Origin of the sequence: Mycolicibacterium confluentis (assembly GCF_010729895.1) — a bacterium.
GTDB lineage: Bacteria > Actinomycetota > Actinomycetes > Mycobacteriales > Mycobacteriaceae > Mycobacterium > Mycobacterium confluentis.
Genome location: NZ_AP022612.1, coordinates 5339043 through 5363689 on the forward strand (window position 1 = coordinate 5339043; position 24647 = coordinate 5363689).

Annotated in this window: 20 protein-coding genes; 11 read left to right on the forward strand and 9 right to left on the reverse strand. The window is 68.2% G+C overall.

Annotated elements, in window-relative coordinates:
* Positions 1–74: 74 nt before the first annotated feature.
* The 4 genes from G6N34_RS25070 to G6N34_RS25085 all read right to left on the reverse strand — a co-directional run bounded on the left by G6N34_RS25070 (position 75) and on the right by G6N34_RS25085 (position 4830).
* Positions 75–1580 carry a hypothetical protein gene (locus G6N34_RS25070; RefSeq protein ID WP_085153758.1) on the reverse strand — a complete coding sequence of 502 codons (1506 nt, stop codon included), beginning with the start codon at positions 1578–1580 and terminating at the stop codon, positions 75–77.
* Between the two features lie 625 nt (positions 1581–2205).
* Complete coding sequence (locus G6N34_RS25075; RefSeq protein WP_085153651.1) at positions 2206–2685, reverse strand: hypothetical protein; 480 nt, start codon at positions 2683–2685, stop codon at positions 2206–2208.
* 77 nt (positions 2686–2762) lie between these two features.
* Positions 2763–3197, reverse strand: coding sequence for a thioredoxin (gene trxA, locus G6N34_RS25080; RefSeq protein WP_085153652.1), 435 nt, complete (start codon positions 3195–3197; stop codon positions 2763–2765).
* Between the two features lie 31 nt (positions 3198–3228).
* Positions 3229–4830, reverse strand: coding sequence for an FMN-binding glutamate synthase family protein (locus G6N34_RS25085; RefSeq protein ID WP_085153654.1), 1602 nt, complete (start codon positions 4828–4830; stop codon positions 3229–3231).
* Positions 4831–5023: 193 nt separating this feature from the next.
* On the opposite strand from G6N34_RS25085, the gene G6N34_RS25090 reads away from it, so the two are divergent.
* The gene (locus G6N34_RS25090) at positions 5024–5218 is read left to right on the forward strand and encodes a ferredoxin (protein WP_085153656.1); all 195 of its coding nucleotides are present in this window, start codon (positions 5024–5026) and stop codon (positions 5216–5218) included.
* Positions 5219–5266: 48 nt separating this feature from the next.
* Here the strand turns inward: G6N34_RS25090 and G6N34_RS25095 are convergent, their stop codons facing one another.
* Positions 5267–5677, reverse strand: coding sequence for a heme-binding protein (locus G6N34_RS25095; RefSeq protein WP_085153658.1), 411 nt, complete (start codon positions 5675–5677; stop codon positions 5267–5269).
* Between the two features lie 148 nt (positions 5678–5825).
* Between G6N34_RS25095 and G6N34_RS25100 the strand changes: the two genes are divergently transcribed.
* Both G6N34_RS25100 and G6N34_RS25105 read left to right on the forward strand, forming a co-directional pair.
* The gene (locus tag G6N34_RS25100; RefSeq protein ID WP_234812984.1) at positions 5826–8654 is read left to right on the forward strand and encodes a cation-translocating P-type ATPase; all 2829 of its coding nucleotides are present in this window, start codon (positions 5826–5828) and stop codon (positions 8652–8654) included.
* Positions 8651–9556 (forward strand): cation diffusion facilitator family transporter, encoded by a 906-nt coding sequence (locus G6N34_RS25105; RefSeq protein ID WP_085153662.1) that lies wholly within the window; start codon positions 8651–8653, stop codon positions 9554–9556. Before G6N34_RS25100 ends, G6N34_RS25105 begins: the two co-directional genes overlap by 4 nt.
* A gap of 18 nt (positions 9557–9574) precedes the next feature.
* On the opposite strand, the gene G6N34_RS25110 is transcribed toward G6N34_RS25105, so the two are convergent.
* Entirely contained in the window at positions 9575–10048 is a 474-nt protein-coding gene (locus G6N34_RS25110; protein ID WP_085153760.1) for a hemerythrin domain-containing protein, read from the reverse strand.
* Between the two features lie 140 nt (positions 10049–10188).
* Here G6N34_RS25110 and G6N34_RS25115 point away from each other — a divergent pair, with 140 nt between their 5' ends.
* The 4 genes from G6N34_RS25115 (at position 10189) to G6N34_RS25130 (ending at position 14843) form a co-directional block, all read left to right on the forward strand.
* Entirely contained in the window at positions 10189–11610 is a 1422-nt protein-coding gene (locus G6N34_RS25115; protein WP_085153664.1) for a cytochrome P450, read from the forward strand.
* A gap of 10 nt (positions 11611–11620) precedes the next feature.
* Positions 11621–12967, forward strand: coding sequence for an adenylate/guanylate cyclase domain-containing protein (locus tag G6N34_RS25120; protein WP_085153666.1), 1347 nt, complete (start codon positions 11621–11623; stop codon positions 12965–12967).
* Positions 12968–13056: 89 nt separating this feature from the next.
* Entirely contained in the window at positions 13057–13314 is a 258-nt protein-coding gene (locus G6N34_RS25125; protein WP_085153668.1) for a hypothetical protein, read from the forward strand.
* Between the two features lie 29 nt (positions 13315–13343).
* Positions 13344–14843, forward strand: a complete 1500-nt coding sequence (locus tag G6N34_RS25130; protein WP_085153670.1) for a serine hydrolase domain-containing protein — start codon at positions 13344–13346, stop codon at positions 14841–14843.
* A 52-nt stretch (positions 14844–14895) separates the two neighbouring features.
* Here the strand turns inward: G6N34_RS25130 and G6N34_RS25135 are convergent, their stop codons facing one another.
* The 3 genes from G6N34_RS25135 to G6N34_RS25145 form a co-directional block, all read right to left on the reverse strand.
* On the reverse strand, positions 14896–15540 hold the full coding sequence (locus tag G6N34_RS25135; protein WP_085153672.1) for a response regulator transcription factor: 645 nt from the start codon (positions 15538–15540) through the stop codon (positions 14896–14898).
* A 10-nt stretch (positions 15541–15550) separates the two neighbouring features.
* Entirely contained in the window at positions 15551–16828 is a 1278-nt protein-coding gene (locus G6N34_RS25140) for a sensor histidine kinase (protein ID WP_109788579.1), read from the reverse strand.
* A 63-nt stretch (positions 16829–16891) separates the two neighbouring features.
* Complete coding sequence (locus G6N34_RS25145; protein ID WP_085153676.1) at positions 16892–17632, reverse strand: IclR family transcriptional regulator; 741 nt, start codon at positions 17630–17632, stop codon at positions 16892–16894.
* An 81-nt stretch (positions 17633–17713) separates the two neighbouring features.
* Between G6N34_RS25145 and G6N34_RS25150 the strand changes: the two genes are divergently transcribed.
* The 4 genes from G6N34_RS25150 to G6N34_RS25165 all read left to right on the forward strand — a co-directional run bounded on the left by G6N34_RS25150 (position 17714) and on the right by G6N34_RS25165 (position 24609).
* Complete coding sequence (locus G6N34_RS25150) at positions 17714–18670, forward strand: TauD/TfdA dioxygenase family protein (RefSeq protein WP_085153678.1); 957 nt, start codon at positions 17714–17716, stop codon at positions 18668–18670.
* 105 nt (positions 18671–18775) lie between these two features.
* Positions 18776–20809 (forward strand): toprim domain-containing protein, encoded by a 2034-nt coding sequence (locus G6N34_RS25155; RefSeq protein ID WP_085153680.1) that lies wholly within the window; start codon positions 18776–18778, stop codon positions 20807–20809.
* A gap of 19 nt (positions 20810–20828) precedes the next feature.
* Positions 20829–22973, forward strand: coding sequence for a DNA gyrase subunit A (locus tag G6N34_RS25160; RefSeq protein WP_085153682.1), 2145 nt, complete (start codon positions 20829–20831; stop codon positions 22971–22973).
* A gap of 331 nt (positions 22974–23304) precedes the next feature.
* A complete protein-coding gene (locus tag G6N34_RS25165) occupies positions 23305–24609 on the forward strand; it encodes an MFS transporter (RefSeq protein ID WP_085153684.1) in 1305 nt (434 codons plus the stop codon).
* The last annotated feature ends 38 nt before the right edge of the window (positions 24610–24647 follow it).

Here is a 24647-nt window from a genome sequence, read left to right on the forward strand (position 1 = left end):
GCGCGGCGGCGCCTCAGGATCGCCTGAGGCACAACCGCCGTCGACCGATTCCGCTCCGGCTCACCGCCGCGCCCCTACGGCGCGAACAGGATGCCGTCGTCGGACGCCGTCGCCAACAACTCGGGGATCGTCAACTTCCCGTAACCGGCGTGGACGGGTCCGCGGGCGGTGCCCAGGAAGGGCACCACACCGGGATCGGGCGTGACGTCCAGGTGGTAGGCCTGGATGCCGGGCAGGTGGTACTGGAAGAAGTTCATCAGGTAGTCGACCATGAAGATGACGCTGCCGGTCAGGCTCTTTCCCCACAGTGCCGACGCGTTGTACAGCGGCGTCATGGCGGCCGGATCCCCGACCATCACGATCGGACCGTAGTGCGGCTTGCTGCCACCGTCGCCGGGGTTGGGGCCGCCGGGCACAAAGGGCGGCATGAACGGTTGCAGCCCAGGCAGATCGGTGGCCATGTACGGCGCGGAGCTTCCGTAGGTGCCGATGTTGACGAACATCGAGTCGGCGCCGTTGCCGTCGACGGTGGTGTTGATGCCGGGGGCTTCGAAGCCGATGCCGGCCAGGCCGGTCTGCTGCGCGACGTACTGGGCCTCCCACCCGCCGAGTGAGTGGCCGGTGACGAAGACGTCGTCCTCGCTGTAACCCTGCAGGGCCGCCTCAGCCAGCACCTCCTCCGCGAAGTCGTGCGCGTCGTAGAACGCCCACGGCGTCGTACCGGTGAAGACCACCTGCAGATCCGCGATCAGCTGGGGAATCGCGATGAGCGGGTTGAACAGCAGATGCGTCCCGCCGGTCGTGCCCTGGTACGCGATGATCACCTGACCCTCGGGGGTCACCCAGGCCTTGCCCACCATGCCCGTGAGGATGTTGGTCCTCGACATCTGGCGGCCGTTCACGACGAACGGCTTCAGGTCGCCGGGCGTGGACCCGAGGACGTACGCGGCCGTGGACGCGTTGAGGAACTGCGCCACCGTCGGGGTCAATCTGTCCGTCGGGCCGTCGTAGACCATGGTGGGGACCGCGGGTTGCGGCGGCGGGGTCTCCCACAGCCCCAGCAGTCGCTCGATCTCGCGGAACGCGCCGAAGATCAGGTCGTTGATCGGCCCCAGGCCGATCGGAAGGGTCGGGCTGTTCGCCGAGGAGGTGAAGTCCAGCGCCTCCAGCACCGCATTGACGATGCGGCCGGGCAACTCCAGCAGCTTGGCGACCGGCGAGAGCGGTTGCGGCGGGGTGGGAGTCGTGTCGACCGTGGTCGTGCTGACGAGGGCGGCGAGCGGCGCGAGGGCCTCAGTGGGCACCGTGCCCGAGGGCCGGACCGGCGGTGTCTGCGCGTTCGGGGCTGCGTCGGCCGGTAGGCCGGACGGCGGGGTCAGCGTCGCCACCACCGCGCTGAGCTCCTGGCGTGCCGTTCGGACGAACGGGGCCAGCGGGTGTTTGAGCGCCAGCTTGTCGCGGACCGTCAACGTCTCCGGCGCGGAACCCTGCTTCGCAGCCGGATCCGGCTCCACGACAACAGGTTCAGGAATGACGGGCACTTCGGGAGCAGGGTCGATGGGCGGCGCCTGCTCCGGCATCTGGCCGTCGGCAGTCTGTGGTGACAGCGCTGCGGTCTGCCCGATCCTGTCTGCTTTGGAGTCGCTGATGTCGGTGTCCCGGACCGGACGCATCCAGCGGTCCTTGGCTCTGTCAAGGGCGCCCTTCACACTGGCCGACAGGTCGGCCGGGCGCTCGTCGACCTTCTCGGCCCTGCGGGTGGTGAAACGCTTGGGGAAGTCGAGTGGACCCACCACGCGGCCGGCCCGATCGGTCGGCCCCGCCGAACCGTTGTCGGCCGAACCCGCACCACTGCCGGATGCGCCCGGTGTCGCCACGGAGGTGGTGGACTCGGTGGAGTCCGCCCAGGCGACACCCGGTGCCGGCGCCCCCAGAATCCCGATCGACACCGCCACCGCCGCAACGCCGACGTGAAACATCCTGCCCTTCGGGCGGATTCCCGCACCACCAACGCGCTTCACGCGGAGACTCTCCCTTGAATCGGCACTGCACCGGCAATGTGACAACACACAATGTCACATGGAGGGCATCACGGGAGGACGTTTCGTGTCATTGGGGATGCCCGTGCCGAAACGGCGGTAGACATGACGGACTTCCCCGTCCGCAAACCAGGCTCCCGGCGGGATCGGTGCGGACGAGGGGGCGTCAGCGCAGCGCCGGGGAGGTGAGGTCCACGCGCAGCGCCCAATGCTCATCGAGGATTCGGCGCAGCGCGGCGTCCATCGGGCGCGCGGCGGCGAGGTCACGACCGAAACGGCTGTCCACCACGGCCACCGCGCTCTCACGCAGTTCGGCCGTCTCGACCTGATCGACGAACGGATCGAACAGCGCGGGCGGCACGGCCAGGTAGTACAGCGCCCGACGTGGACTGTTCAACTCGGCTGCGTAGATCAGCCCCTGCTGGGTGATGACGAACAGTTCGGTGGCGAACCGGGAGTCACGCGCCTCGGTGCGCCCCCACGCGGTCGCTTGCCGCCGGCTCTGCTCCAGCGGATCCTGGACGGCGTCGGTCAGCCGAAACATTCTCTCGACGGGTCCCCCGCCCAACGTCGGATAGGCGTCGGCCGCGGGTCGGAAGTACCGCTGAAAGACCTCACCGAAGAAGTCGTACAGTTTCTTGGTCATCGCGGCCCCCTTGGTTCGCCGACACCTCAAGTGTGCGCGCCGAACCACCGGCTGGCCAGATGTCCGCCGAATCGGCGCTACGTCGGAGGCGCGAGTGCCTGGTCCAGCCAGGTGCGCAACGCAGCCACCGGCGCGGCGCCCGCCCGACGGGCGAGAACGGTCCCACCGGCGATGACGAGCAGGGTCGGAACAGCCTGAACTGAGAATCGCGCGGCAGTCTGCCGTGCGGCGTCCACATCGACTTTCACCAGCTTGAGCCCGCCCGCGCGCTCGGCGGCGAGCTGTTCGAGGGCCGGACTCACCATCCGGCAAGGACCGCACCAGGTCGCCCACAGGTCCACCAGCACAGGCACTTTGGAGCGCTCGGCAACCTCGGCGAAGTCGTCGTCACCGGCCACGGCAATCCACGGCAGCGGCTCTTTGCACTTGGCGCAGCGGGGCGTCCCGTTGGCGGCCGCGGGCAGCCGATTGACCGTTGCACACTGCCGGCACTTCACGTTGGTGGTTGTCATCTGAGCTCCACGGTCCTGGTAGCCGGAACGGCTATTCCGTCGTCTCGTTCGGTTCGGTCACCTTGAGCGGTTCATGCTCGACGACCTCGTTGGTGCCGGGCAGATCGTCGTAACGGCGCATGTACGTGTCGATCTCGGCGATGATCTCCGGACCGGGGGTGCCCCATATCTCCTGGTAGCCGTACACCTCTGCGAGCGGCCGGTGCCCGCGGTCTCCGTCGAGGATCTCCACATGCTTCGGGCTCAGCATGGCCGGGTGGCGCACGCCAGCCGCCTCCGACACCTTCAACAGGTCGCGCCGCAACGTCAGCACGTAGTTGGCCAGCCGATGCGACTTCAGTTCCGGGTCCAGCCCGCCTGCCAGCCATGGGTTCTGCGTGGCGACGCCGGTCGGACAGCGGTCGGTGTGGCACTTCTGCGCCTGGATGCAGCCGATCGCCAGCATCGCCTCCCGTGCCACGTTGATCAGGTCGACGCCCAGGGCGAAGGCCACGATCGCGTTGGCAGGCAGGCCGAGCTTGCCGGAGCCGATCCACGTGACCCGGTCGGTGAGACCCCGCTGGGCGAACATGCCGTAAACCCCGGCGAATCCCGTCCGGAACGGGAACGACACGTGGTCGGCGAAGACCAGCGGCGCGGCACCTGTCCCGCCCTCCCCGCCGTCGATCGTGATGAAGTCCACGCCGCGCTGCCCGTCATCCATCCGGTCCGCCAGTGACTCCCAGAAACCCGACTCCCCCACCGCGGACTTGATACCGACTGGCAGGCCGGTGGCATCCGCGATCCGCTCCACGACGTCGAGCATCTCGTCGACGTTGCGGAACGCGGTGTGCCGCGAGGGGCTCGCGATGTCCTTGCCCTGCTCGACACCCCGGATGCGGGCGATCTCCGCATTCACCTTGGCGCCCGGAAGATGTCCACCCAGGCCCGGTTTGGCGCCCTGGCTCAGCTTGATCTCGATGGCACGCACCGGGCCGGAGCCGACGATGTCGACCAACCGGTCCAGATCGAGATTGCCGTGCTCGTCACGGCAGCCGAAGTAGCCGGTGCCGATCTGGAACACCAGGTCGCCGCCCTGGCGGTGATGGTCCGACAGGCCGCCCTCGCCGGTGTTGTGCCAAAAGCCACCGATCTTGGCGCCTTTGTTGATCGCCTCGATCGCCTGCGGGCTGAGCGAGCCGAACGACATCGCCGACACGTTGACGACAGACGCCGGACGGAAGGCGTGCCGACGCCCCCGGTGACCTCCGAGCACCTTGGCGCCCGGCACCTCGATATCGCGTCCGTGGATCGGGGACGCGGGTACGACGTCGGAGAATGTCGCCTGCTTGATGATCGGATACGCGGCGTTCTCGGTGTCGTTGTCGGTGCCGAACGCGAAGTAGTTGTTCTCCTTTTTCGCCGACGTGTACACCCAACGCCGCTGGTCGCGGCTGAACGGCCGCTCGGCGTCGTTGCTGGTGATGATGTACTGGCGCAACTCGGGGCCGACCGACTCCAGCAGGTACCTGGCCCGCGCGACGACCGGGAAGTTGCGGCGCAGCGCATGCTCCTTCTGCAGCAGGTCCTGCAACGCGACGCCGGCGAGTGCGGCCACAGGAGCGGCCAGCGCGGCGAACGTCCGCTTCTTCATGTGGCCCACCCTGCCATATTCGACCAGGCCCAATGCCCGATCGCCGAGACGATATACAGTCTGCCGACAAGCGCAGCGTGCCAATCACTTTCGCACTCGCCACGCTGGTCAACGCGCCTTCGACCGTCTACGGTTCACCCGAGTGCGATCTTGTGATTCAGCCCTGCGATCGCACAGAGCAGAGGAGAGATCCTTGCGGGTACGAGTCGACCGTGATCGCTGCGAGGGCAACGCCTTCTGCGTGAAGATCGCACCAGAGGTGTTCGAACTCGACGACGACGAATATGCCGTCGTCATCGCCGATCCGGTCCCCGCCGGGCAGGAGAAGCTCGCCGTACAGGCCGTCGCCGACTGCCCTCGCGCGGCCCTGTCGCCATCCGATCAGTGAGGGGGCCCGGCGATCACGGTGGACAGCGTGCGTCGCAACTGGGCCGGCTCACTGTCCGGGGCTCATCATCGGGCCGGGCCCCATATCATCGTCCATACCCGGCTTGGTCAGGCCGCACTGTGTGCGCAGATCCTGAACCGGCTGGTGAATGTTCTTCATGGCGGTCGCCACGTCCGGATGAGTGTCGTTGTAGCTCTCGATCACCTCGCGGCGCGCCTCCGGCGTGGATTGGCTCCGGGCGTTGGTGAACACCTGCTGGACGTCGGGATGTGCGTCCAGATAGTCCGCCATCTGGGTCATCGCGCCGGCGTGGGCTCGCATCATCGCCGCCGGTGAACACTGCTCCGCGGACGGGGCGGCATTCACCGTGCCCGCCGACGCCAGGGCCATCAGGCCTGCCGCACCGACAGCGGCCAGCATGCGCGGGACCCTGCCCCCCTCAACTCGTCGACCTGTCATCGCTCCTCCTTCATTACGACGGCTCAACCAGCACTGGTTTTCCGCTGAACCCAGATTCGAAACGTCGAAAGTGCTCCCCGAAGGATGCCGGTGACACCCAGTGGCGAAGTCACTGCGCCGGGGGATGGGGCAGGAGCATCATCGGTGGGTGGGAGTCGTGGTGGAACCGCCCCGGGATCCATCGGTGCGGGAGGGCCCCGAGGTCGCCCGCGACCTCGGGGTCGATCCCGCGACGGGTCTGGCGCCAGCGGAGGCCGCACGCCGCCTGCACGGCGACGGCCCCAACGAACTCCGGGCCGCACCGCCGGTGCCGACATGGCGACGAGTTCTCCGCCAGTTCCAGGACCCGCTGGTCTACCTGCTTCTCGTCGCGGTCGTCATCTCGACGGCAGCCTGGCTGGCCGAGGGCGGGGCCGGCGCACCGGTCGACGCCCTGGTCATCTCCGCGATCGTCGTGCTCAACGGCATCCTGGGATTCGTCCAGGAGAACCGTGCCGAAGCCGCCGTCAAGGCGCTGCAGTCGATGACCGACGCGACCTCGACGGTGCTGCGTGAGGGCGAACTGCGCACGGTGCCCTCGCGGGAGCTGGTGCGCGGCGACATCCTCGTCCTCAACGAGGGCGACGCTGTGGGCGCCGATGCGCGGGTGTTGACCGCAGCGGCGCTGCGCGTTTCCGAGGCGTCCCTGACCGGGGAAAGCGAACCCGTGACGAAGTCCGCTGCCACGTTGACCGAGCACCTGCCACTCGGCGACCGCAGGGACATGGTGTTCCGCGGCACGTCCGTGGTCCAGGGTGTGGGCCGTGCCGTGGTCACCGCCACCGGCATGGGCACCGAGGTCGGTTCCATCGCCGAGATGCTTGAGGACACCCGGGAGGAACCCAGCCCGCTGCAGAAGGAGATCACGCGGGTCAGCAGGCTGCTGGGCATCACCGTCGTCGTTATCGCCGTGGTGGTCATGGTCGTCACGGCGCTGGTCAACGAGATCTCCACCTTCGGTCATCTGGTCACCGTCCTGCTGCTCGGGGTGTCACTCGCGGTCGCGGCCGTCCCCGAGGGACTGCCCGCCATCCTGTCGGTGGTCCTGGCCATCGGAGTCCAGCAGTTGGCCCGGCACAAGGCCATCGTCAAGAAGTTGCACTCGGTGGAGACACTGGGCTCGGCCACCGTCATCGCCTCGGACAAGACCGGCACCCTGACCAAGAACGAGATGACGATCCAGCGCATCCGGACCTTCTCGGGTGAGGTCGAGTTGACCGGCGTCGGGTACCGCCCGGAGGGCACCGCGCTGGTCGACGGTGCGCCGCTGTCCAACCCCGCACTGCAGCGCGAGGCGCGGATGGTGCTGGCCGGCGGTTCACTGGCCAACGACGCCCAGCTCACCCACCGTGACGGCCAGTGGCAGATCCAGGGCGACCCGACCGAGGCGGCGTTCCTGGTGGCTTCGCACAAGCTCGCGGGTGCCGTCGACCGGGTGCGGCAGTTCCGCCGGCGGGACGAGATCCCGTTCACCTCCGAACGGAAGATGATGTCCGCGCTGGTGACCGGCGGCGCCGAAGGCACCGCGGTGGTTTCCAAGGGCGCGCCCGACGTGCTGCTGCAGCGCTGCGTCGCGGTACAAGTCGGCGATCAGACACTGCCGCTGGACGCCGACCGGCGCGCCGCCGCGTTGGCCGCCGTCGAGGAACTCTCGGCGCAGTCCTTCCGCACCCTCGGCGTCGCCTACCGCTGGGTCGACGATCCGGACACCGTCGGCCCGCTCGACGTCGCCGACGAACGGAACCTCGTCTACCTGGGCGTCGTCGGCATCATCGACCCGCCCCGGCCCGAGGTGGCCGGGGCCATCGCCGAGGCGCACCGGGCCGGTGTCCGGGTCATGATGATCACCGGAGATCACCCCACCACGGCCGCGCGCATCGCCGCGGACCTCGGCATCGTCGAACCCGGGGCCACCGCGCTCACCGGCACCGAACTCGACGCGCTGCCCCCTGATCAGCTCGAAGAGGTGACGGCCACGACGTCGGTCTACGCCCGCGTCGCTCCGCGCAACAAACTCCAGATCGTCGACGCGCTGCAGGCCCGCGGCGAGGTCGTGGCGATGACCGGCGACGGCGTCAACGACGCCCCGGCACTGAAGTCGGCCGACATCGGTGTCGCGATGGGGATCACCGGGACACCCGTGACCAGAGAAGCCGCGAAGATGATCCTGGCCGACGACAACTTCGCGACCATCGTCGCCGCGGTCCGCCAGGGCCGAGCCATCTTCGACGACATCAAGAAGTTCCTGCGCTACCTGCTCTCGTCGAACATGGGTGAGGTCTTCACGGTGTTCTTCGGCGTCGTGTTGGCCGGATTCATCGGGATCGGCGCCGGCTCGGGTCAGGAGATCGTGGTTCCGCTGCTGGCCACCCAGATCCTGTGGATCAATCTCGTCACCGATTCCGGACCCGCGCTGGCGATGGGCGTCGACCCCGAGATCGACGACGTGATGAAACGGCCCCCGCGGCGGTCGACCGACCGCCTCATCGATGGCGAGATGTGGCGCGGCATCATGTCCGTCGGCCTGGTCATGGGCATCGCCACGCTGCTGACAATGGACATCTTCCTACCGGGTGGTCTGGTCGAGGGCTCGGACTCGCTGGAGATGGCGCGCACCGCCGGGTTCACCACACTGGTGTTCGCCCAGTTCTTCAACGCCTTCAACTCCCGCTCGGAGACCACCAGCGCGTTCCGGCACCTGTTCAGCAACCGATGGCTGTGGGCGTCGGTCGGTCTGGGTGTGGTGCTGCAGGTCGCGGTGGTCGAAATGCCGCTGCTGCAGCGTGCTTTCGGCACGGTGCCGCTGGACGCGGCGCACTGGGCGGTGGCAGTCGCGATGGCCTCGACGGTGCTGTGGTTCGATGAACTCCGCAAGCTGGTGCTGCGGGCAGGGCGGCGCAAAGCCGCCTCCACAACAGATCGGACGAGCCGGGGATGACCGCGACTGCGTTGTCCAAGCAGCAGGAGCACCGCCTGCTGTCGCGGTTCATGCTGTTGAGCCTGGCCGCCGCCATCGTCACCATGGCGCTCAAAGCGGGCGCCGCCCTGATCACCGGTTCCGTCGGATTCCTTTCCGATGCACTGGAATCCGGCGTCAACCTGGTCGCGGCCGTGGTGGCACTGTGGGCGCTGCGGGTGGCGGCCCGCCCACGCGACGCCGACCACCACTTCGGGCACGGCAAGGCCGAATACCTGTCGGCGTTGGTCGAGGGCGCGATGATCTTCGTGGCTGCCACGGCGATCATCTGGAGCGCGGTCGAACGCCTGCTGAGCCCGACCCCGCTGGAGCAGCCCGGCCTGGGCCTGGCGCTGTCGGGCGTCGCGGCGGTGGTCAACCTCGTCGTCGGTGTCACCCTGCAGCGGGTGGGCCGGCGACACAGATCGATCACCCTGGTCGCCGACGGCAAGCATCTGATGACCGACGTGTGGACCTCGGCCGGGGTGATCGTCGGCATCGCCCTGGTCGCCCTGACGAATTGGCAGCCGCTCGACCCGATCGTGGCGCTGGCGGTCGGGGTCAACATTCTCCTGACCGGATACCGGTTGTTGCGCGGTTCGATGAGCAGTCTGCTCAGCGCTGCCCTGCCCGAGGAGGACCACGCCGCGGTGGAGGCGGTGCTGTCCCGGTACCGCAGCGAGTACCCGGTCGAGTTCGCACCGCTGCGCACCGTGGAGTCCGGCCGGCAGCGGCTGGTGTTCGTGGTGGTCACCGTTCCCGGCGAATGGACCGTACAGGCCGCGCACGACCTGGCCGACCGTCTCGAAACCGACATCGACGCCGCGCTGCCCCACACCGAAACGTTCATCCACGTCGAACCTGCTGGCGCAGCGGCCCGATAGCCCGCGACCCTGCGCGGGTCACCGCCCGATCAGGTGCTGACCTGGATGTGCCGCCTGCCAGCCGGAGATCGCCGCGTCCCACTGCTCACCGTCGAGGGCGGTGAGCGAGGCCGGGAACAATCCGTCCTCCTCCTTGGCGATGTGCTCATACAGCTCGTCCATCGCGGCACGGATCCGCGCCTGGTCATCCGGGTCCGACAGGTCGACGGATTCCAGCAGCGCATCGAGGTCTCGGTGTTCGCGCACCAGCGGGGCGATGTAGTCGCCGTATAGATCGTCGGCGGCGGCCATCACCACGAACAGGCCCTCCTCCTCTCCGCGCCAGTGCGATCGCAGCTCCTCGGCCATCTCGGCCAGCAGGCTGCGGGCCTGCCCGTATTCGCCTCGATCCAGCGCGCGCACGGCCTCGCCGCCGCAGTTGATCACCCGCTCGTGCTCCGCGATGTAATCACGCAGCAGCGGTATGTCGCGGCATCCGCAGTATTGGCACATCATCCGCCCCCAGAAGTCCGTCCTCTTCGACAGTAGGCGCGGTGGCCATGCGGGTCTCGGATGGCTCGGGGCCGCCTCGGCATGGGTGTGGTTTTGCCGAGTACCGACTCCACCCTGTACTCCGCTCGTAGGGTGGGGCAATGAGCGAGTCCGCCACGACCGCACTCCCCCCGGGGCCACGATTGCCGGCCGCCGTCCAGACCTGGATGTGGCTTCGGCACGGCCTGCGCTTCGTCGAGTTCTGCCAGCGCCGCTACGGGCCGGTGTCCACGCAGCGCATCTCGTCGGTGGGCACGGTCGTGTATCTGACCGACCCCGCCGACATCAAGGCCGTCTTCGCCGGTGACCCGCACGTTTTCCACGCCGGGGAAGCCAACTCGATGCTCAAGGGCGTTCTCGGGGACACCTCGGTGCTGGTGATCGACGATGACGTGCACCGCGACCGGCGTCGGTTGATGTTGCCCCCGTTTCAGCGGGACGCGGTCACCAAGCAGGCAGCCGTGATGGCCGAGGTCGCCGCGGCCGACATCGCCGGATGGCCGACCGGAGTCTCGTTCCCGGTGGCGCCGAGGATGGCGGCGATCACGCTCGAGGTCATCCTGCGGACCGTCATCGGGGCCAGTGACCCGACCCGACTGGCCGCCCTGCGGACGGGGATGCCGCGGCTGCTCCGGATCAGCCCGTGGGAGACCCTTGCGGTGGCCAACCCCAAGCTGCAAAGACGATGGCCGTGGCGGCGCCTGCGACGTGCCCTCGCCGAGGCCGACCAACTGCTGTACGCCGAGATCGCCGATCGCCGTGCCGATCCCGAATTGGCAAGCCGGACAGACACGTTGGCGATGTTGGTGCGTGCCTCCGATGACGGCGACCGCACCATGACCGACCGTGAACTGCGCGATCAACTGATGACGCTGCTGGTCGCCGGGCACGAGACCACCGCCAACGGATTGTCGTGGGCACTGGAGCGGCTGACCCGCCACCCCGCAGTGCTCGCCAAGGCGGTGGCAGCCGCGGAGGCCAGCGCCGCGGGCGACCCCGCCGGGGACGAATACCTCGACGCGGTGTGCAAGGAGACGCTGCGGGCACGCACCGTGGTGTTCGACGTCGGCCGCGTGCTCACCGAACCCGTGGAGATCGCCGGATATCGGCTGCCTGCCGGGACCATGGTGGTGCCGGGAATGGTGCGGGTGCACGCGGACGCCGAGCTGTATCCGGATCCGGAACGCTTCGACCCCGATCGCATGTTGGGCGCGACGCTGAGCCCCAGCACGTGGTTCCCGTTCGGCGGCGGAAACCGACGCTGCCTGGGCGCCACCTTCGCAATGGTCGAGATGCGGGTGGTCCTGCGCGAAGTCCTGCGCCGCGTCGAGTTGGCCACCACCTCGGCGCCCGGCGAACGCCCCACCCTCAAGCAGGTCGTCTTCGTCCCGCACCGCGGCGCACGGGTCCGGGTCCGGAGCGTGCGGAACGTTCTGCCGAGCGGGGTCCCCGCGTCGGTCGACCAGGAGCCCGCGCCGGGATGCCCGGCGACCAGAACCGGACCATCCCCGGCCCACAACTAGGCCCACACGGATGGTCAACGTTCCCGAGACCAGATACGCGCGAGACGGCGACGTCCACCTGGCGTATCAGGTCGTCGGGGACAGCGGACCCGACCTGCTGTTCGTGCCCACCGCGACCTTTCCCATCGACCTGCTGTGGGACGACCCGACCGTGGCCAGACTGCTGCGCAGGCTGGCGTCCTTCGGTCGGCTGATCCTGTCCGACCTGCTGGGGGTCGGCAGTTCCGACGCGGTGCCCATCAACCGGCGTGCCGCGATGCAGGCCTGGACCGACGGGATGACCGCCGTGCTGGATGACGTCGGCAGCGACTGCGTGGCGATCGTAGCGATGTCGGAATCCGCGCTGCCCGCAATGCTTTTGAGTGCGACTCACCCGCAGCGCGTGCGGGCACTGGTGTTGTGGAGCCCCTTCGCGCGCTACGTTCGCGGCCCCGACCGGACGTTCGGAATGCCCGAACCTGTGCTCACCAGGTACCTCCAGGGTTACCGAGACACCGTCGGCCGGGGTGCTGTCGTCGACCACCTCGCACCGAGCTGGGCCGGCGACGCCGCCAAACGGCGGTGGTGGGCCCGTAACGAGCGGTTATCCGGCGGCCCCGGGTATTTCGAGAAGATTCTGGACGTCTTCCTGCACACCGATGTCGGCCCCGCACTCGAGAGCATCCAGGCACCGACGCTGGTGCTGCACCGCCGAGGGGACCGTCACGTCATCGGCGCGCACGCACGCGAGGTCGCGGCGAGGATTCCGCACGCGCACCTGGTCCAACTCGACGGCGAGGACAACGCGTTGTTCGCCGGCGATGCCGACCGGGTCCTCGACGAGATCGAGTCGTTCGTCACCGGCACCCGCCGGAGCGGCCCGACCAGCCGAGTGCTGTCGACCGTGCTGTTCACCGACGTCGTCGGGTCCACCGAACGCGCCGCTGAAGTGGGTGACGAGGCCTGGTCGTCCATCCTCGAGGCGCACGACCAGATCGTGGCGCAGCATGTGAACGCCGCGCGGGGTGCCGTCGTCAAGTTCACCGGCGACGGTGCCATGGCCACCTTCGACGGTCCGGCACGGGCGATCGACTGCGCGTGCGCGATTCGTGACGCCGTGGATGACCTGGGACTGAAGATCCGCGCCGGCCTGCACACCGGCGAGGTGGAGATGGTCGACGGCGACGTCCACGGCATCGCCGTGCACATCGCAGCGCGGATCATGGCGCTCGCCGGTCCCGGGGAGGTGCTGGTGTCGGGTGGTATCCCGCCCCTGGTTCTCGGATCGAGGATCGTGTTCGAGAGTCGTGGCAGCCACGAACTCAGGGGCGTGCCGCACCGCTGGCCTGTGCACGCGGTCGTCGTGAGCCAGGGCTGAACCCAGACCGGTCCCGATTCCACCGATTGTGGACTCCCCCAGCCGGGTTGCGCTGCACACTTGTCCCACACAACGGCGAAGGAGTCTGGATGAGAAAAGCGGTTGCACCGATAGTGATGGCTGTCGGCATGGCCCTGGCGCCGTTGCCGTTCGCCCCGGTGGTTCAGGCCGACGTGTGCGCGGCGGCGGGCGGGCGCCACGTCTCGGTGGGTGGCTGTACGAATGTGGCCGGTGACGCCGCGGCCGCGACGATCGTGTCCCAAGATCATCCCTACGTACCCAACGAGATTCCGTGCTACACCGTGCAGGGCACGCCGTACTACACCCCTCCCGGCCAGCCCTGCTGAAGCTCGCCGCACAGCCGACCGCCCGACGGGTGACGCGCGTCGCGGGGCTGGTTGTCCTCACCTTCGCGACGGCGCTGTCCTGCGGACATCAGGCATCTGTCCCGTCGCCGAGTGCCACGCGACCGGCGCCGACCGTCGACGTCCCCACGACCGCGTCAGCCGTCCCCCCGACCGTCACCCCGACCGCTGACTTCTCCGCGGTGGCCCGCCTGATGGACGACGCGATCGCCGCACACCGGTTGCCCGGCTCGGTCGTTCAGATCGGGCACGCCGGCGACATCGTCTACCGGCAGGCGTTCGGAGCACGCAAGCTCGCCGGCGAACCCGGATTGAACGGCGCGCCCGCCCCCGCCGAGCCGATGACCGAGGACACCCTCTTCGACCTCGCGTCGTTGACCAAAAGCCTCACCACCGCAACAGCTTTCCTGCAGCTCTACGAACAGGGCCTCGTTCACATCGACGCCCCAGTGGAGACCCTCTTGCCCGATTTCAACCCGACAGGCGACCCGCGACGCGCGCAGGTGACGCTGCGCATGCTGCTCACCCATTTCTCCGGCATCGCGGGCGATCTGAGCCTGGACGGCCCCTGGGGACTGGACGGGCCCGCCAAGGAGGAGGGCATCCGCCGGGCCCTTGGGGCATGGGTGGTGTTCGAGCCCGGGTCGGTCTTCCACTACTCCGACATCAACTTCATCCTGCTCGGCGCGATCATCGAGAACATCACCGGTGAACCGTTGGACGACTACATGCAGGAGCACGTGTTCGACCCGCTCGGCATGGTGGACACGCATTACCTGCCCATCGCGAAAGTGTGTGGTCCCCACCAGGTCCGGGGAACCGCCGTCGCGCTGGACGGGTACTCGCCCTGGGCGGGCAGGTGCCCGGCGGGCACCTGGAGCACGGAATTGTTGGCGCGTGTCGCACCGACCGCACTGGACGAGGACACCCCGGGCCTCAACGCGGACTACGGCCACCCCCTGCGCGGCACCGTGCACGACCCGACCGCGCGCCGGATGGGTGGAGTGACCGGCAACGCCGGAGTGTTCTCGACGGTCGACGATCTCGGCAGGTTCGCCCAGGCGCTGCTCGATCGGCTCGCCGGCCGGCCAAGTGCGTTCCCGCTCAGCCGAGACAGCGTGGCGCTGATGACCTCTCCGCAGCAACCCGGACACCACCCCGGCCAACTGGACGCCGCGAATCGGGCTGTCCTGGAAGCCGTCGGAGCGCCACCCGGTGACAGCGATGCCCTTCTCGCTCCGAACTATCCGGCGATTGCGGGACAGGACCTGCGCGGTTTCGGCTGGGATATCGACACACCCCATTCCCGGCCGCGCGGAATCGTCTTCCCGGTGGGAAGTTTCGGGCACACCGGCTTCACCGGCGTGACGCTGTGGATCGACCCGGGGTCAAACACGTACGTGGTGGTGTTGGCCAACGTGATCCATCAGCGCGGTGGTCCGCCGATCGCCGGGTTGAGCGGCGCCATCGCCACGGTGACCGCCCGGGCTTTGGGCCTGTACGGGAGTTAGCGGTGGGGCCACGGTGGATGTGGGGATCGTTGCGTCCGGAGCGCCCTTTCCGTCAACTGCGCAGGTAGGTCAGCACCGCGAGGACCCGGCGGTGCTGTTCACTGTCGGGCGGCAGCGCGAGCTTGGTGAAGATGCTGCGGATGTGCTTCTCCACCGCGCCGTCACTCACGACCAGAGTGCGCGCGATGTTGGTGTTGGACCGGCCCTCGGCCATCAACGTCAGCACCTCCTGTTCGCGCAGCGTCAACTGCCGCAGAGGGTCGTCGCGACGACGCCGGACCACCAGTTGGGCAACCACATCCGGGTCGAGCACAGTGCCGCCGGAGGCCACTCGCTGCACCGCGTCGAGGAACTCGGTGACGGCCACGACGCGGTCCTTGAGCAGGTAGCCGATGGCGCCGGTGCCGTCGGCCAACAGGTCGTCGGCGTAGGACGCCTCGACGTATTGGGACAGCACGAGAATCGGCGACCGCGGCACGCGGTGTCGGGCTTCGACCGCCGCGCGCAGACCCTCGTCGGTGTGCGACGGCGGCATCCGGACGTCCACCACGGAGACATCGGGTCGGTGGGTTTCGACCGCCTGCACCAGGGACGGTCCGTCGCCGACGGCCGCGACCACCTCATGACCGCCCTCGGTGAGCAGCCGAATCAGGCCCTCCCGCAGCAACACCGAGTCATCGGCCACGACGACTTTCATACGGCCCCTCTCATACCGGAAGCTCCACCGAGATCGTCGACGGGCCGCCCGCAGGGCTCGTCACCTCCAGGATGCCCCCGTGGGCGCGGACGCGGTCCGCGAGTCCGGCCAGACCGTGTCCCTTGGCCAGATGTGCGCCGCCGTCCCCATTGTCGACGATCTCGACGCTGATCCGGTCGGGACCGTGCGCGTTCTGTGTCACGGTCGCGACGGTGACCCAGCAGTTCATCGCTGCGCTGTGCTTGGCGACGTTGGTCAGCGCCTCGGCGACCGCGAAGTACACGGTGCTCTCCACCGCCGGATCGAGCCTGCCCGCCGGGGTGCCCAGGTCCGGATCGACGACGAGTTCCACCGGCACCGTGCACCGAATGGCGAGCGCGGCAAGTGCACTGGGCAAGCCGCGGTCGGTGAGCACCGGCGGTGCGATCCCCCGTGACAGCGCACGCAGTTCGTCGAGAGTCTCCTGGGTCTGCACCACCGCCTCGTCGAGGATGTCCTGCAGGGCGCCGGGCTGACTGTGTTGGCGGGCGCGGCCCAGGTCCATGGCCAGGCGGATGAGCCGCTGCTGCGGGCCGTCGTGGATGTCGCGTTCCAGCCTGCGCAACGCGTGTGCCTCGGCGGACGTCGCCGCGGATTTCTGTTCGGTCAGCACGGTGATCGTCTGACGCATCTCCGAAACCCCGCAGAGCAGCATGTGGGCCAGAGCGGCGTCGAGCAGCGCGCAACCGCGGACCACCCACGGCAGGCTGACCAGGCAGACCAGGCCTATGGCGGTCTGGAGTCCGACCCGGGCGGCATCGCTGTCACCCAGACCGATCAGCTGCGCCAGCGAGGTGTTGTCCGGGCCGCGCGGAATGGCCCAATCCCACGCGATGGTCAGGGTGCCGGCCACCGCCGTGGCCCACCAGCTGACCACCACGCTGAAGGTGGCCACCGCGAACGGGAATCGCACCAGGGCATACACCACATCGAGCCAGGACTGACCGTCGGAGAGCACCGCGCCGAGCCGACGCCATACCGTCGACCCTGGGGCGGCGCTGCGGTAGGCCGGCCGGGTGCGTGCACGCCGAAGGACGGCGGGAAGGCGCAGCCGTTCGATGTCGGCGAGCACGCGGGCCACCAGGAGCGTTCCGACGATGATCGGCAGTCCGATGACCACCACGAGCGTGCCGATCCCGGCCGCCAGCATGGTCACGATGACGCTGAAACTGATTGTGGCGAGCGGGAATCCGAGAAGGATGTAGGCGGTGTCGATGCCCAGCTGACGAATTCGTCCGGTGCGCTGCATGTGTGCCACGTCCCTCAGACTAGGCATCTGCCGGCTTCACCCCCATCCCGTGCGCCTGCGTTTTCAGGGTAGGGCTGTCCCCACCTTCGGGACACCCCGCGACAGGAGCGTGGCGGCCTTGCACACCGATTCGGCCAGGCGGGGCAGGTTTTCGGGAGACATTCGCTCGGCGGGTCCCGTGATCGCCACCGCGCCGATCGGGCGGCCGTCGATCTCGAACACCGGCGCGGCAATCGTCATGCTGGGGGCGTCCACTTCGCGGCTGGCCGCGTACCCGTGGACCCGGCACTCCTCGAACAGCGCCAGCAACGCCTCGTCGGGCGGGCCGCCCAACAGTTCGGCCTGGCGTTGCGGACTGAGGTAGGGCAGCAGAATGCGGCCGGTGGCGCTCTCGCGGGCGGGGACGATCGCGCCGACGCGCGGCACCATCCGCAGCGGGTGTCGACTCTCCGCCACCTGGGACACCACCAGGTGTGCGCCATCCGGTTCGTTGAAGATCGCGGTCTCGCCGGTCTGTGCGGCCAGTTGTTCGAGCACCTGCTGAATGTTCTGGCGCAGGTCCGCCTTGCCGTGCGAGCTGAGCGCGATGTTCAGGACGCGCGGCGTGGTCTCCCATCGGGTCATCTGATCTTCGCGCGCCTGGATCCAGCCCTGATCGGCCAACGTCACAAGCGCCCGTTGAACAGCGCTCTTGTCGATGTCGAGCATCCGGGACAGCGCGGCCACACCCACCGGTTGATGCGCGGCGACCGCCTCGAACACCACCAGGACGCGCGCAGCGGTGGAACTGCCCTTGACGGCCATTCCGCATCCTCACTAATGTTAGATAGTGATTTACCGTATCAATTATTGATATAGGAAGCAAGGTCAGCGAGGAGCGCCGTCATGTCATCCATCACCGTCAGCCCCCTGCGCGCGGGCCTCTCGTTCGGCGCCCGGGTCAGCGGCGTCACCCTCACCACGCTGGCGGATGAGCAGGTCCGCGCCCAGCTCCGGGAGGTTTTCGAGGACCGCGGCATGATCCTGTTCGAGGACGTCGAGCCCGGCGGCCGACTCCAAGTCGAGATCAGCACGGTGTTCGGCCCGCTCAAGGACCATCCGGTGCCTACGGTGCCGCGCGTGGGGCAAGCCCTGCATCCCGGCATCATCGAGATCGGCCAGGCTCCGCGCGAGGGCAACATCGTCGAGATCGACGGCAGGGAGGTCACCTCCTGGCTGCCCTGGCATTTCGACCACTGCTACAACAACGAACTCAACCGGGCCGGTGTGCTGCGCTGCATCACCGGCGTCACCGAAGGCGGCGAGACCGGATTCGCCGACGGCATCGAGCTTTACCGGCAGCTGTCGCCCGAACTGCGACAGCGGATCGAGACCCGCAACGTGCTCTACAGCCTGAACCTGCGCTTCCGCGACATGCGGTTCGGCCTGGCCGATGGATTCCGCGAGGTGCAGCCCCACGCGGCCCTGCAGAAGACCATCGACTACGGCAAGCAGCTCCCGCGTGCCGTGCACCCCGCGGTGTGGACCCGCACCACCGGGGAGAAGGTGCTGCACGTCTCACCGTGGATGGCCGAAGGCATCGAGGGCGACGAGACACCCGACGGCGACCAACTGCTCGAGGCGGTGTGCCGGGACGTCCTGACCAAGATCACCCCCTACTTCCACAGGTGGCGCCCCACCGACATGGTGATCTGGGACAACTGGCGGATGCTGCACGCTGTCAGCGGCCACGATCCCGACGAGGCCCGCGTCATGCACCGCACCACCATCGAGGGCGACTATGGCCTTGGTTACTTCGAAGGCCACGCGGTCGGGGACGAGATCCTGGAAATGACCGTCTGAGACGTCCGCCACCGGCGGCAGGTCGCGCCCGGTTGCGCGGCGATGTCATATTGGCCAACTACCATTCCTCTCCGACCCTGGCCGCCCCGACGGAGAGAACGAGTAGTGAGTTACACCGCCGCCGACATCACCGAGCTCGACGATGTCCAGCACACCCGCCTGCGGCCGGCGGTGAATCTCGGCCTGGACGTCCTCAACACCGCCCTGCGCGAGATCGTCGACAACGCGATCGAAGAGGTCGCTGAACCCAGCCACGGCGGTTCGACCGTCACGATCACCCTGCACGCCGACGGATCGGTCAGTGTCGCCGACGACGGTCGCGGTCTTCCCGTCGACACCGACCCCGTGACCGGCAAGAACGGCATCGTCAAGACGCTCGGCACCGCCCGGGCGGGTGGCAAGTTCTCCGCACACGCCGACGCCGCAAGCACGGGCGCCGGCCTCAACGGCATCGGCGCCGCAGCCGCCGTGTTCATCTCGGCCCGCACCGACGTGACGGTCCGCCGAGCCGGAAAGACCTACCTGCAGAGCTTCGGGGCCGGCTACCCCGGTGTCTTCGAGGGCGACGACTTCGATCCGAACGCCCCGTTCACCCGCGCAGACGCGCAGAAACTGCGCGGCGTCGGCAACCGCAAGCCCAACGCACACGGCACAGAAGTTCGCATCCTGTTCGACCCGGCCGTGGTCCCGGATTCGACCGTCGACATCGGCGAAGTGCTGCTGCGCGCGCACGCCGCGGCACGGATGTCTCCCGGCGTGCACCTGACCGTCGTCGACGAGGGCTGGCCTGGCGAGGAGGTTCCGCCGGCGCTGCTCGAGCCCTTCAGCGGACCGTGGGGCACCGACACCCTGCTGGACCTCATGTGCACGGCGGCCGGCACTCCCCTGCCCGAGATCCGCGCCGTCGTGGAGGGTCGTGGCGAGTACACGACTGGTCGGGGACCGACGCCGTTCCGGTGGTCGCTGACCGCGGGTCCGGCCGAACCGGTGACCATCGCCGCGTTCTGCAACACCGTGCGCACCCCCGGCGGCGGATCGCACCTGACCGCCGCGATCAAGGGACTGTCCGAGGCGTTGGCCGACCGCGCCTCCCGGATCCGCGATCTCGGCCTGGCCAAGGGTGAAGAAGGCCCGGAGCCACAGGATTTCGCGGCCGTCACCGCTTTGGCCGTGGATACCCGCGCGCCCGACGTGGCATGGGACTCCCAGGCCAAGACCGCGGTGTCGTCGCGGTCGCTGAACATGGCGATGGCCCCGGATGTGGCCCGCAGCGTCACCATCTGGGCGGCCAACCCCGCCAACACCGACACCGTCACGTTGTGGACGAAGCTGGCGCTCGAGTCCGCGCGGGCCCGCCGCAGTGCCGAGGGTGCGAAGGCCCGATCCCGCGCGGCATCGAAGGCCAAGGGCCTGGGGACCAACCTGTCGCTGCCACCGAAACTGTTGCCCAGCAGGGAAACCGGACGCGGATCCGGCGCTGAGCTGTTCCTCTGCGAGGGCGATTCGGCGCTGGGCACCATCAAGGCCGCGCGTGACGCCACCTTCCAGGCGGCCTTCCCCCTGAAAGGGAAGCCGCCGAATGTGTACGGATTCGCGCTGAGCAAGGCCCGAGTCAAGGACGAGTTCGACGCGATCGAACGCATCCTGGGCTGCGGGGTGCGCGACAGCTGCGATCCGGAACTGTGCCGGTACGACCGGATCCTGTTCGCCTCCGACGCCGACCCCGACGGTGGCAACATCAACTCGAGCCTGATCTCGATGTTCCTGGACTTCTACCGCCCGCTCGTCGAGGCCGGCATGGTCTATGTGACGCTGCCGCCACTGTTCGTGGTCAAGGCCGCCGATCAGCGGATCTACTGCCAGGACGAGTCCGAGCGCGATGCCGCGGTGGCCCAGTTGAAGGCCACCTCGAACCGCCGGGTCGAGGTGCAGCGCAACAAGGGTCTCGGTGAGATGGACGCCGACGACTTCTGGACCACCGTGCTGGACCCACAGCGCCGCACGGTGATTCGGGTCCACCTCGATGACAGCGAGAAGAAGCTGCATCACACACTGTTCGGCGGGCCGCCGGAGGGCCGGCGCACGTGGATGGCGGATGTCGCCTCCCGTGTCGACACCTCCGCGCTGGACCTGACGTAGGCGACGTAGGAGAACCACTGTGACCGCCACCCTGGATGTTCCTGAGCAGAACCCCGATATGGTGCTCGACCAGAGCGCCGACGACTACTGGAACCATTACCAGCTGACCTTCGCGCTCTACAGCGTCAGCGACCGCGCCATCCCGTCCGCGTATGACGGGCTCAAGCCGGGCCAGCGTCGTCTGCTCTACCAGATGCACGACTCCAAACTGCTGCCCGGCAACAAGCCGCAGAAGTCCTCGAAGGTGTGCTCGGCCGTCACCGGCAACCTGCACCCCCACGGCGGCGCGTCGATGTATGGCGCCGCGGCGCTGATGGCCGCCGACTTCCAGCGCGTGAAAGTCATTGACGGACAAGGCGCTTTCCCGCGCATCCAGGGCGACATCCCCGCAGCCGACCGCTACACCGAGATGCGGTTGTCGGCCCCCGGCGCGGCGCTGACCGCCGAACTCGACAGTCATGCGGTGCCGATGGTGCCGACCTTCGACGGTGAGTGGGTCGAACCGACGTGGCTCCCAGCCCAGTGGCCGGTTCTGCTGTGCAACGGTGCCGTCGGCATCGCCGAGGGGTGGGCCACCAAGGTGCCCGCGCACAATCCCCGCGAGGTCATGGCCGCCTGCCGGGCACTGCTGAAGACCCCCAACATGACCGACGACCGGTTGGTGAAGCTCATTCCGGGTCCCGACTGGGGTTCCGGAGCCTCGGTGATCGGCACCGCCGGACTGCGGGAGTACATCACCACGGGCAGGGGCCACTTCACGGTGCGCGGCACGGTGTCGGTCGAGGGCAAGAACTGCATCATCACCGAACTGCCGCCCGGTGTCGCGAGTAACACTGTGCAGGACCGTATTCGGGCCCTGGTCGAGTCCGGTGAGATGTCCGGCGTGGCGGACATGTCGGACCTGACGGACCGCCGCAACGGACTGCGCATCGTCGTCACCGCCAAGCGCGGCCACAACGCCGAGCAGATCCGTGACCAACTGCTGGCCCTGACCCCGCTGGAGTCGACGTTCGCGGCCAGCCTGGTGGCACTCGACGAGAACCGCGTGCCGCGGTGGTGGTCGGTGCGCGAACTGATCGCCGCGTTCCTGCATCTGCGGGATTCGGTGGTGCTGCACCGCAGCGAGTACCGACTGGAGAAGGTCACCGCACGCCGCCACCTGGTGGCCGGCCTGATGAAGATCCACCTGGACATCGACGCCGCGGTCGCGGTCATCCGGGGATCCGAGACCGTCGACGAGGCCCGTCAGGGTCTTCAGAAGCGGTTCTCGATCGATGCTGAACAGGCCGATTACGTTCTGGGACTGCAGCTTCGGCGGCTCACCAAGCTCGACGTCATCGAACTGCAGGCCGAAGCGGAGAAGCTGGACGCCGAGTTCGCCGCACTGTCCGAACTGGTGGCCAACCCCGATGCGCGCCGGAAGGTGATCGACCAGGAACTGGTCGAGACCGCGAAGCTGTTCAAGGGTCCCGAGTACGACCGCCGCACCGTGCTGGACTTCGACGCCACCCCGGTGTCGTCCAGCGCCGACGACGACGGTCCGCGCGAGCGTAAGGTCAACGCGGCCTGGCGGCTTGATGACCGGGGTGTGTTCTCCGACAGCCACGGCGAACTGCTCACCTCGGGTCTGGGCTGGGCCGTGTGGACCGACGGGCGGGTGAAGTTCACCAACGGCAATGGTCTGCCGTTCAAGATCCGCGACATCCCGGTGGCACCGGACATCACCGGACTGCTGCGCTCGGGGGTGTTGCCGGACGGGTATCACCTGGCGCTGGTGACCCGGCGCGGCAAGATTCTGCGCATCGACCCCGCGGCGGTGAACCCTCAGGGCGCGGCGGGCAACGGCGTGGCCGGGGTGAAGCTGGCCGCCGACGGTGACGAGGTCATCGCCGCGCTTCCCGTCTCCTGCGGCAACGGCGAGGCCATCCTGTCGGTGGCCGAAAAGAGTTGGAAGGTCACCGAAGTCGCCGACATCCCCGTCAAGGGTCGCGGTGGCGCCGGGGTCGGGTTCCACCCGTTCGTCAAGGGTGAGGACGCGCTGCTGGGGGCCGCGATCTCCCCGACCGGCTATGTCCGGGGCAAGAGGGCCGTGCGCGCCGAGAACCGAGCGAAGGCGTCCATCAAGGGCACCGGCGCCGACGTCGCACCCGCACCTGCGGAGTAGGTCAGCGCAGGTCTTTCACCGGTGAGTTCGTCCCACCGGTGCCTTGGCGGTGACCCATGGAAACGCCCGCAGGCTCTGCCGAAACACCGCTGGGTCCACCTTCACCGAGGGTGCCGGTTCAGTGGCCTGTGACCTGGTCCTGTCGTCCATGCAGACATGATCACGCACTCAAGGCCGTTCGCAATGCGCCATATTGGCGCACAGCGGCCGTCGTAATGTACGAGATGTCCAATGACTTTGGGGCTCTTCGAACTTTGGGGCTCTTCGATCAGTAGGGTCAAGCGCCGACGATTTCGGGCTGAAATCCCGTATCGTCACTGGTCATGGGGGTTTGATCGGACATCGCAGTACTCGCTGGATACTGACGGCGACCGCCGTCGCACTGTTCTGCGTCCAGATCGACTTCTTCGCAGTCAATCTGGCGCTGCCGCGGATCGCCGCGGATCTGAACAGCAGCATCACCGACATGCGGTGGGTGGTCAGCATCTACATGTTGACGTTGGGCGCCTTCATGGTGCCCGCGGGCCGCGTCGCGGACATCTTCGGCCGGCGACGCGTGCTGCTCTCCGGTATCGCGCTTTTCGCGGTGGCGTCGGTGCTGTGCGCGGTGGCCCCGACCGCGGCCGCGCTGGTGGGGTCCCGTGCACTGCAGGGTGTCGGGGCGGCGATGATCTTTCCGGTCTCCGTCAGCGTCTTGACCAACGCTTACCCAGCTGAGCGTTCGGGCCGTGCCATCGGTGTGGCCTACGGCATCGCCGGGCTCGGGAATGCGGCCGGGCCGTTGGTGGGCGGTGTGCTGACCGAGACCGTGGGATGGCGCGCGGTGTTCTGGCTGCTGGTGCCTTTCACGGTGATCTCACTGCTGATCGGCGCGCGCGCGATACCCGAAACGTTCGATGAAAGTGCGCCGCGCCGAATCGATGTGGGCGGTTTGGCGTTGATCATCACGGGGATCGGTCTGTTCACCCTGGTCTTCGATCGCGCACCCACATGGGGCTGGCTGTCGGCGACGACCCTCGCCGCCGGCGTCGCCTCGGTCGGCCTGCTGGCCGCGTTCGTGAGCGTCGAGCGACGGACGCGCCACCCGCTGGTCGATGTGCGCCTGTTCGCCAACCGTGGCTTCGCAGTGCTCGTGATCGCCGGGACGGTCGCCAACGTCGCCTATGTGGTCACGGTCTTTCTCTCCACGCTGAACCTGCAGGACGTCCGTGGCCTCGATCCACTGACCGCGGGCCTGGTGTTCCTGGGGCCGTCGGTGGGTGCCGCTGCGGGAGGCACCCTCTCCGGCCGACTGCCGTCACGGCTCTCGCCCGTCACGGTCATGGGTGCAGGGTGCGTGGTTGCGGCGATATCCCTTGCCGCACTGTCTCTTTCCACCTCCTGGCCGCGGTACGTGATGGCACTGACCGCGTGCGGCTTCACCATGGGATTCGTGTACGCCTACACCACGGTCGCCACTCAAGCTGTGGTCGATCCGGCTCGGGCGGGCGAGGCGGCGGGGGTGACCCTCGCCCTGGCGTTGTTGGTGTCCGGGCTGGGAGTGCTCACCCGGTCCGCCACGGATCGAGATGACCTGCTTCAGGTGACGCGCAACATCACGCACACACGCGGCAACGGAGTCGTATTCCAGCGATAACCAACACGAAATGGGCCGGGCCTGTACTGGGATCAGTT

Bases quoted from the DNA above. Each gene is read 5' to 3' on its own strand.
- G6N34_RS25120 (WP_085153666.1), top strand. From the start codon at position 11,621: ATGGTCAACGTTCCCGAGACCAGATACGCGCGAGACGGCGACGTCCAC.
- G6N34_RS25075 (WP_085153651.1), bottom strand. From the start codon at position 2,685: ATGACCAAGAAACTGTACGACTTCTTCGGTGAGGTCTTTCAGCGGTAC.
- G6N34_RS25105 (WP_085153662.1), top strand. From the start codon at position 8,651: ATGACCGCGACTGCGTTGTCCAAGCAGCAGGAGCACCGCCTGCTGTCG.
- G6N34_RS25085 (WP_085153654.1), bottom strand. From the start codon at position 4,830: ATGAAGAAGCGGACGTTCGCCGCGCTGGCCGCTCCTGTGGCCGCACTC.
- trxA (WP_085153652.1), bottom strand. From the start codon at position 3,197: ATGACAACCACCAACGTGAAGTGCCGGCAGTGTGCAACGGTCAATCGG.
- G6N34_RS25140 (WP_109788579.1), bottom strand. From the start codon at position 16,828: ATGCAGCGCACCGGACGAATTCGTCAGCTGGGCATCGACACCGCCTAC.
- G6N34_RS25150 (WP_085153678.1), top strand. From the start codon at position 17,714: ATGTCATCCATCACCGTCAGCCCCCTGCGCGCGGGCCTCTCGTTCGGC.
- G6N34_RS25145 (WP_085153676.1), bottom strand. From the start codon at position 17,632: ATGGCCGTCAAGGGCAGTTCCACCGCTGCGCGCGTCCTGGTGGTGTTC.
- G6N34_RS25115 (WP_085153664.1), top strand. From the start codon at position 10,189: ATGAGCGAGTCCGCCACGACCGCACTCCCCCCGGGGCCACGATTGCCG.
- G6N34_RS25070 (WP_085153758.1), bottom strand. From the start codon at position 1,580: ATGCCGGAGCAGGCGCCGCCCATCGACCCTGCTCCCGAAGTGCCCGTC.
- G6N34_RS25095 (WP_085153658.1), bottom strand. From the start codon at position 5,677: ATGACAGGTCGACGAGTTGAGGGGGGCAGGGTCCCGCGCATGCTGGCC.
- G6N34_RS25110 (WP_085153760.1), bottom strand. From the start codon at position 10,048: ATGTGCCAATACTGCGGATGCCGCGACATACCGCTGCTGCGTGATTAC.
- G6N34_RS25135 (WP_085153672.1), bottom strand. From the start codon at position 15,540: ATGAAAGTCGTCGTGGCCGATGACTCGGTGTTGCTGCGGGAGGGCCTG.
- G6N34_RS25125 (WP_085153668.1), top strand. From the start codon at position 13,057: ATGAGAAAAGCGGTTGCACCGATAGTGATGGCTGTCGGCATGGCCCTG.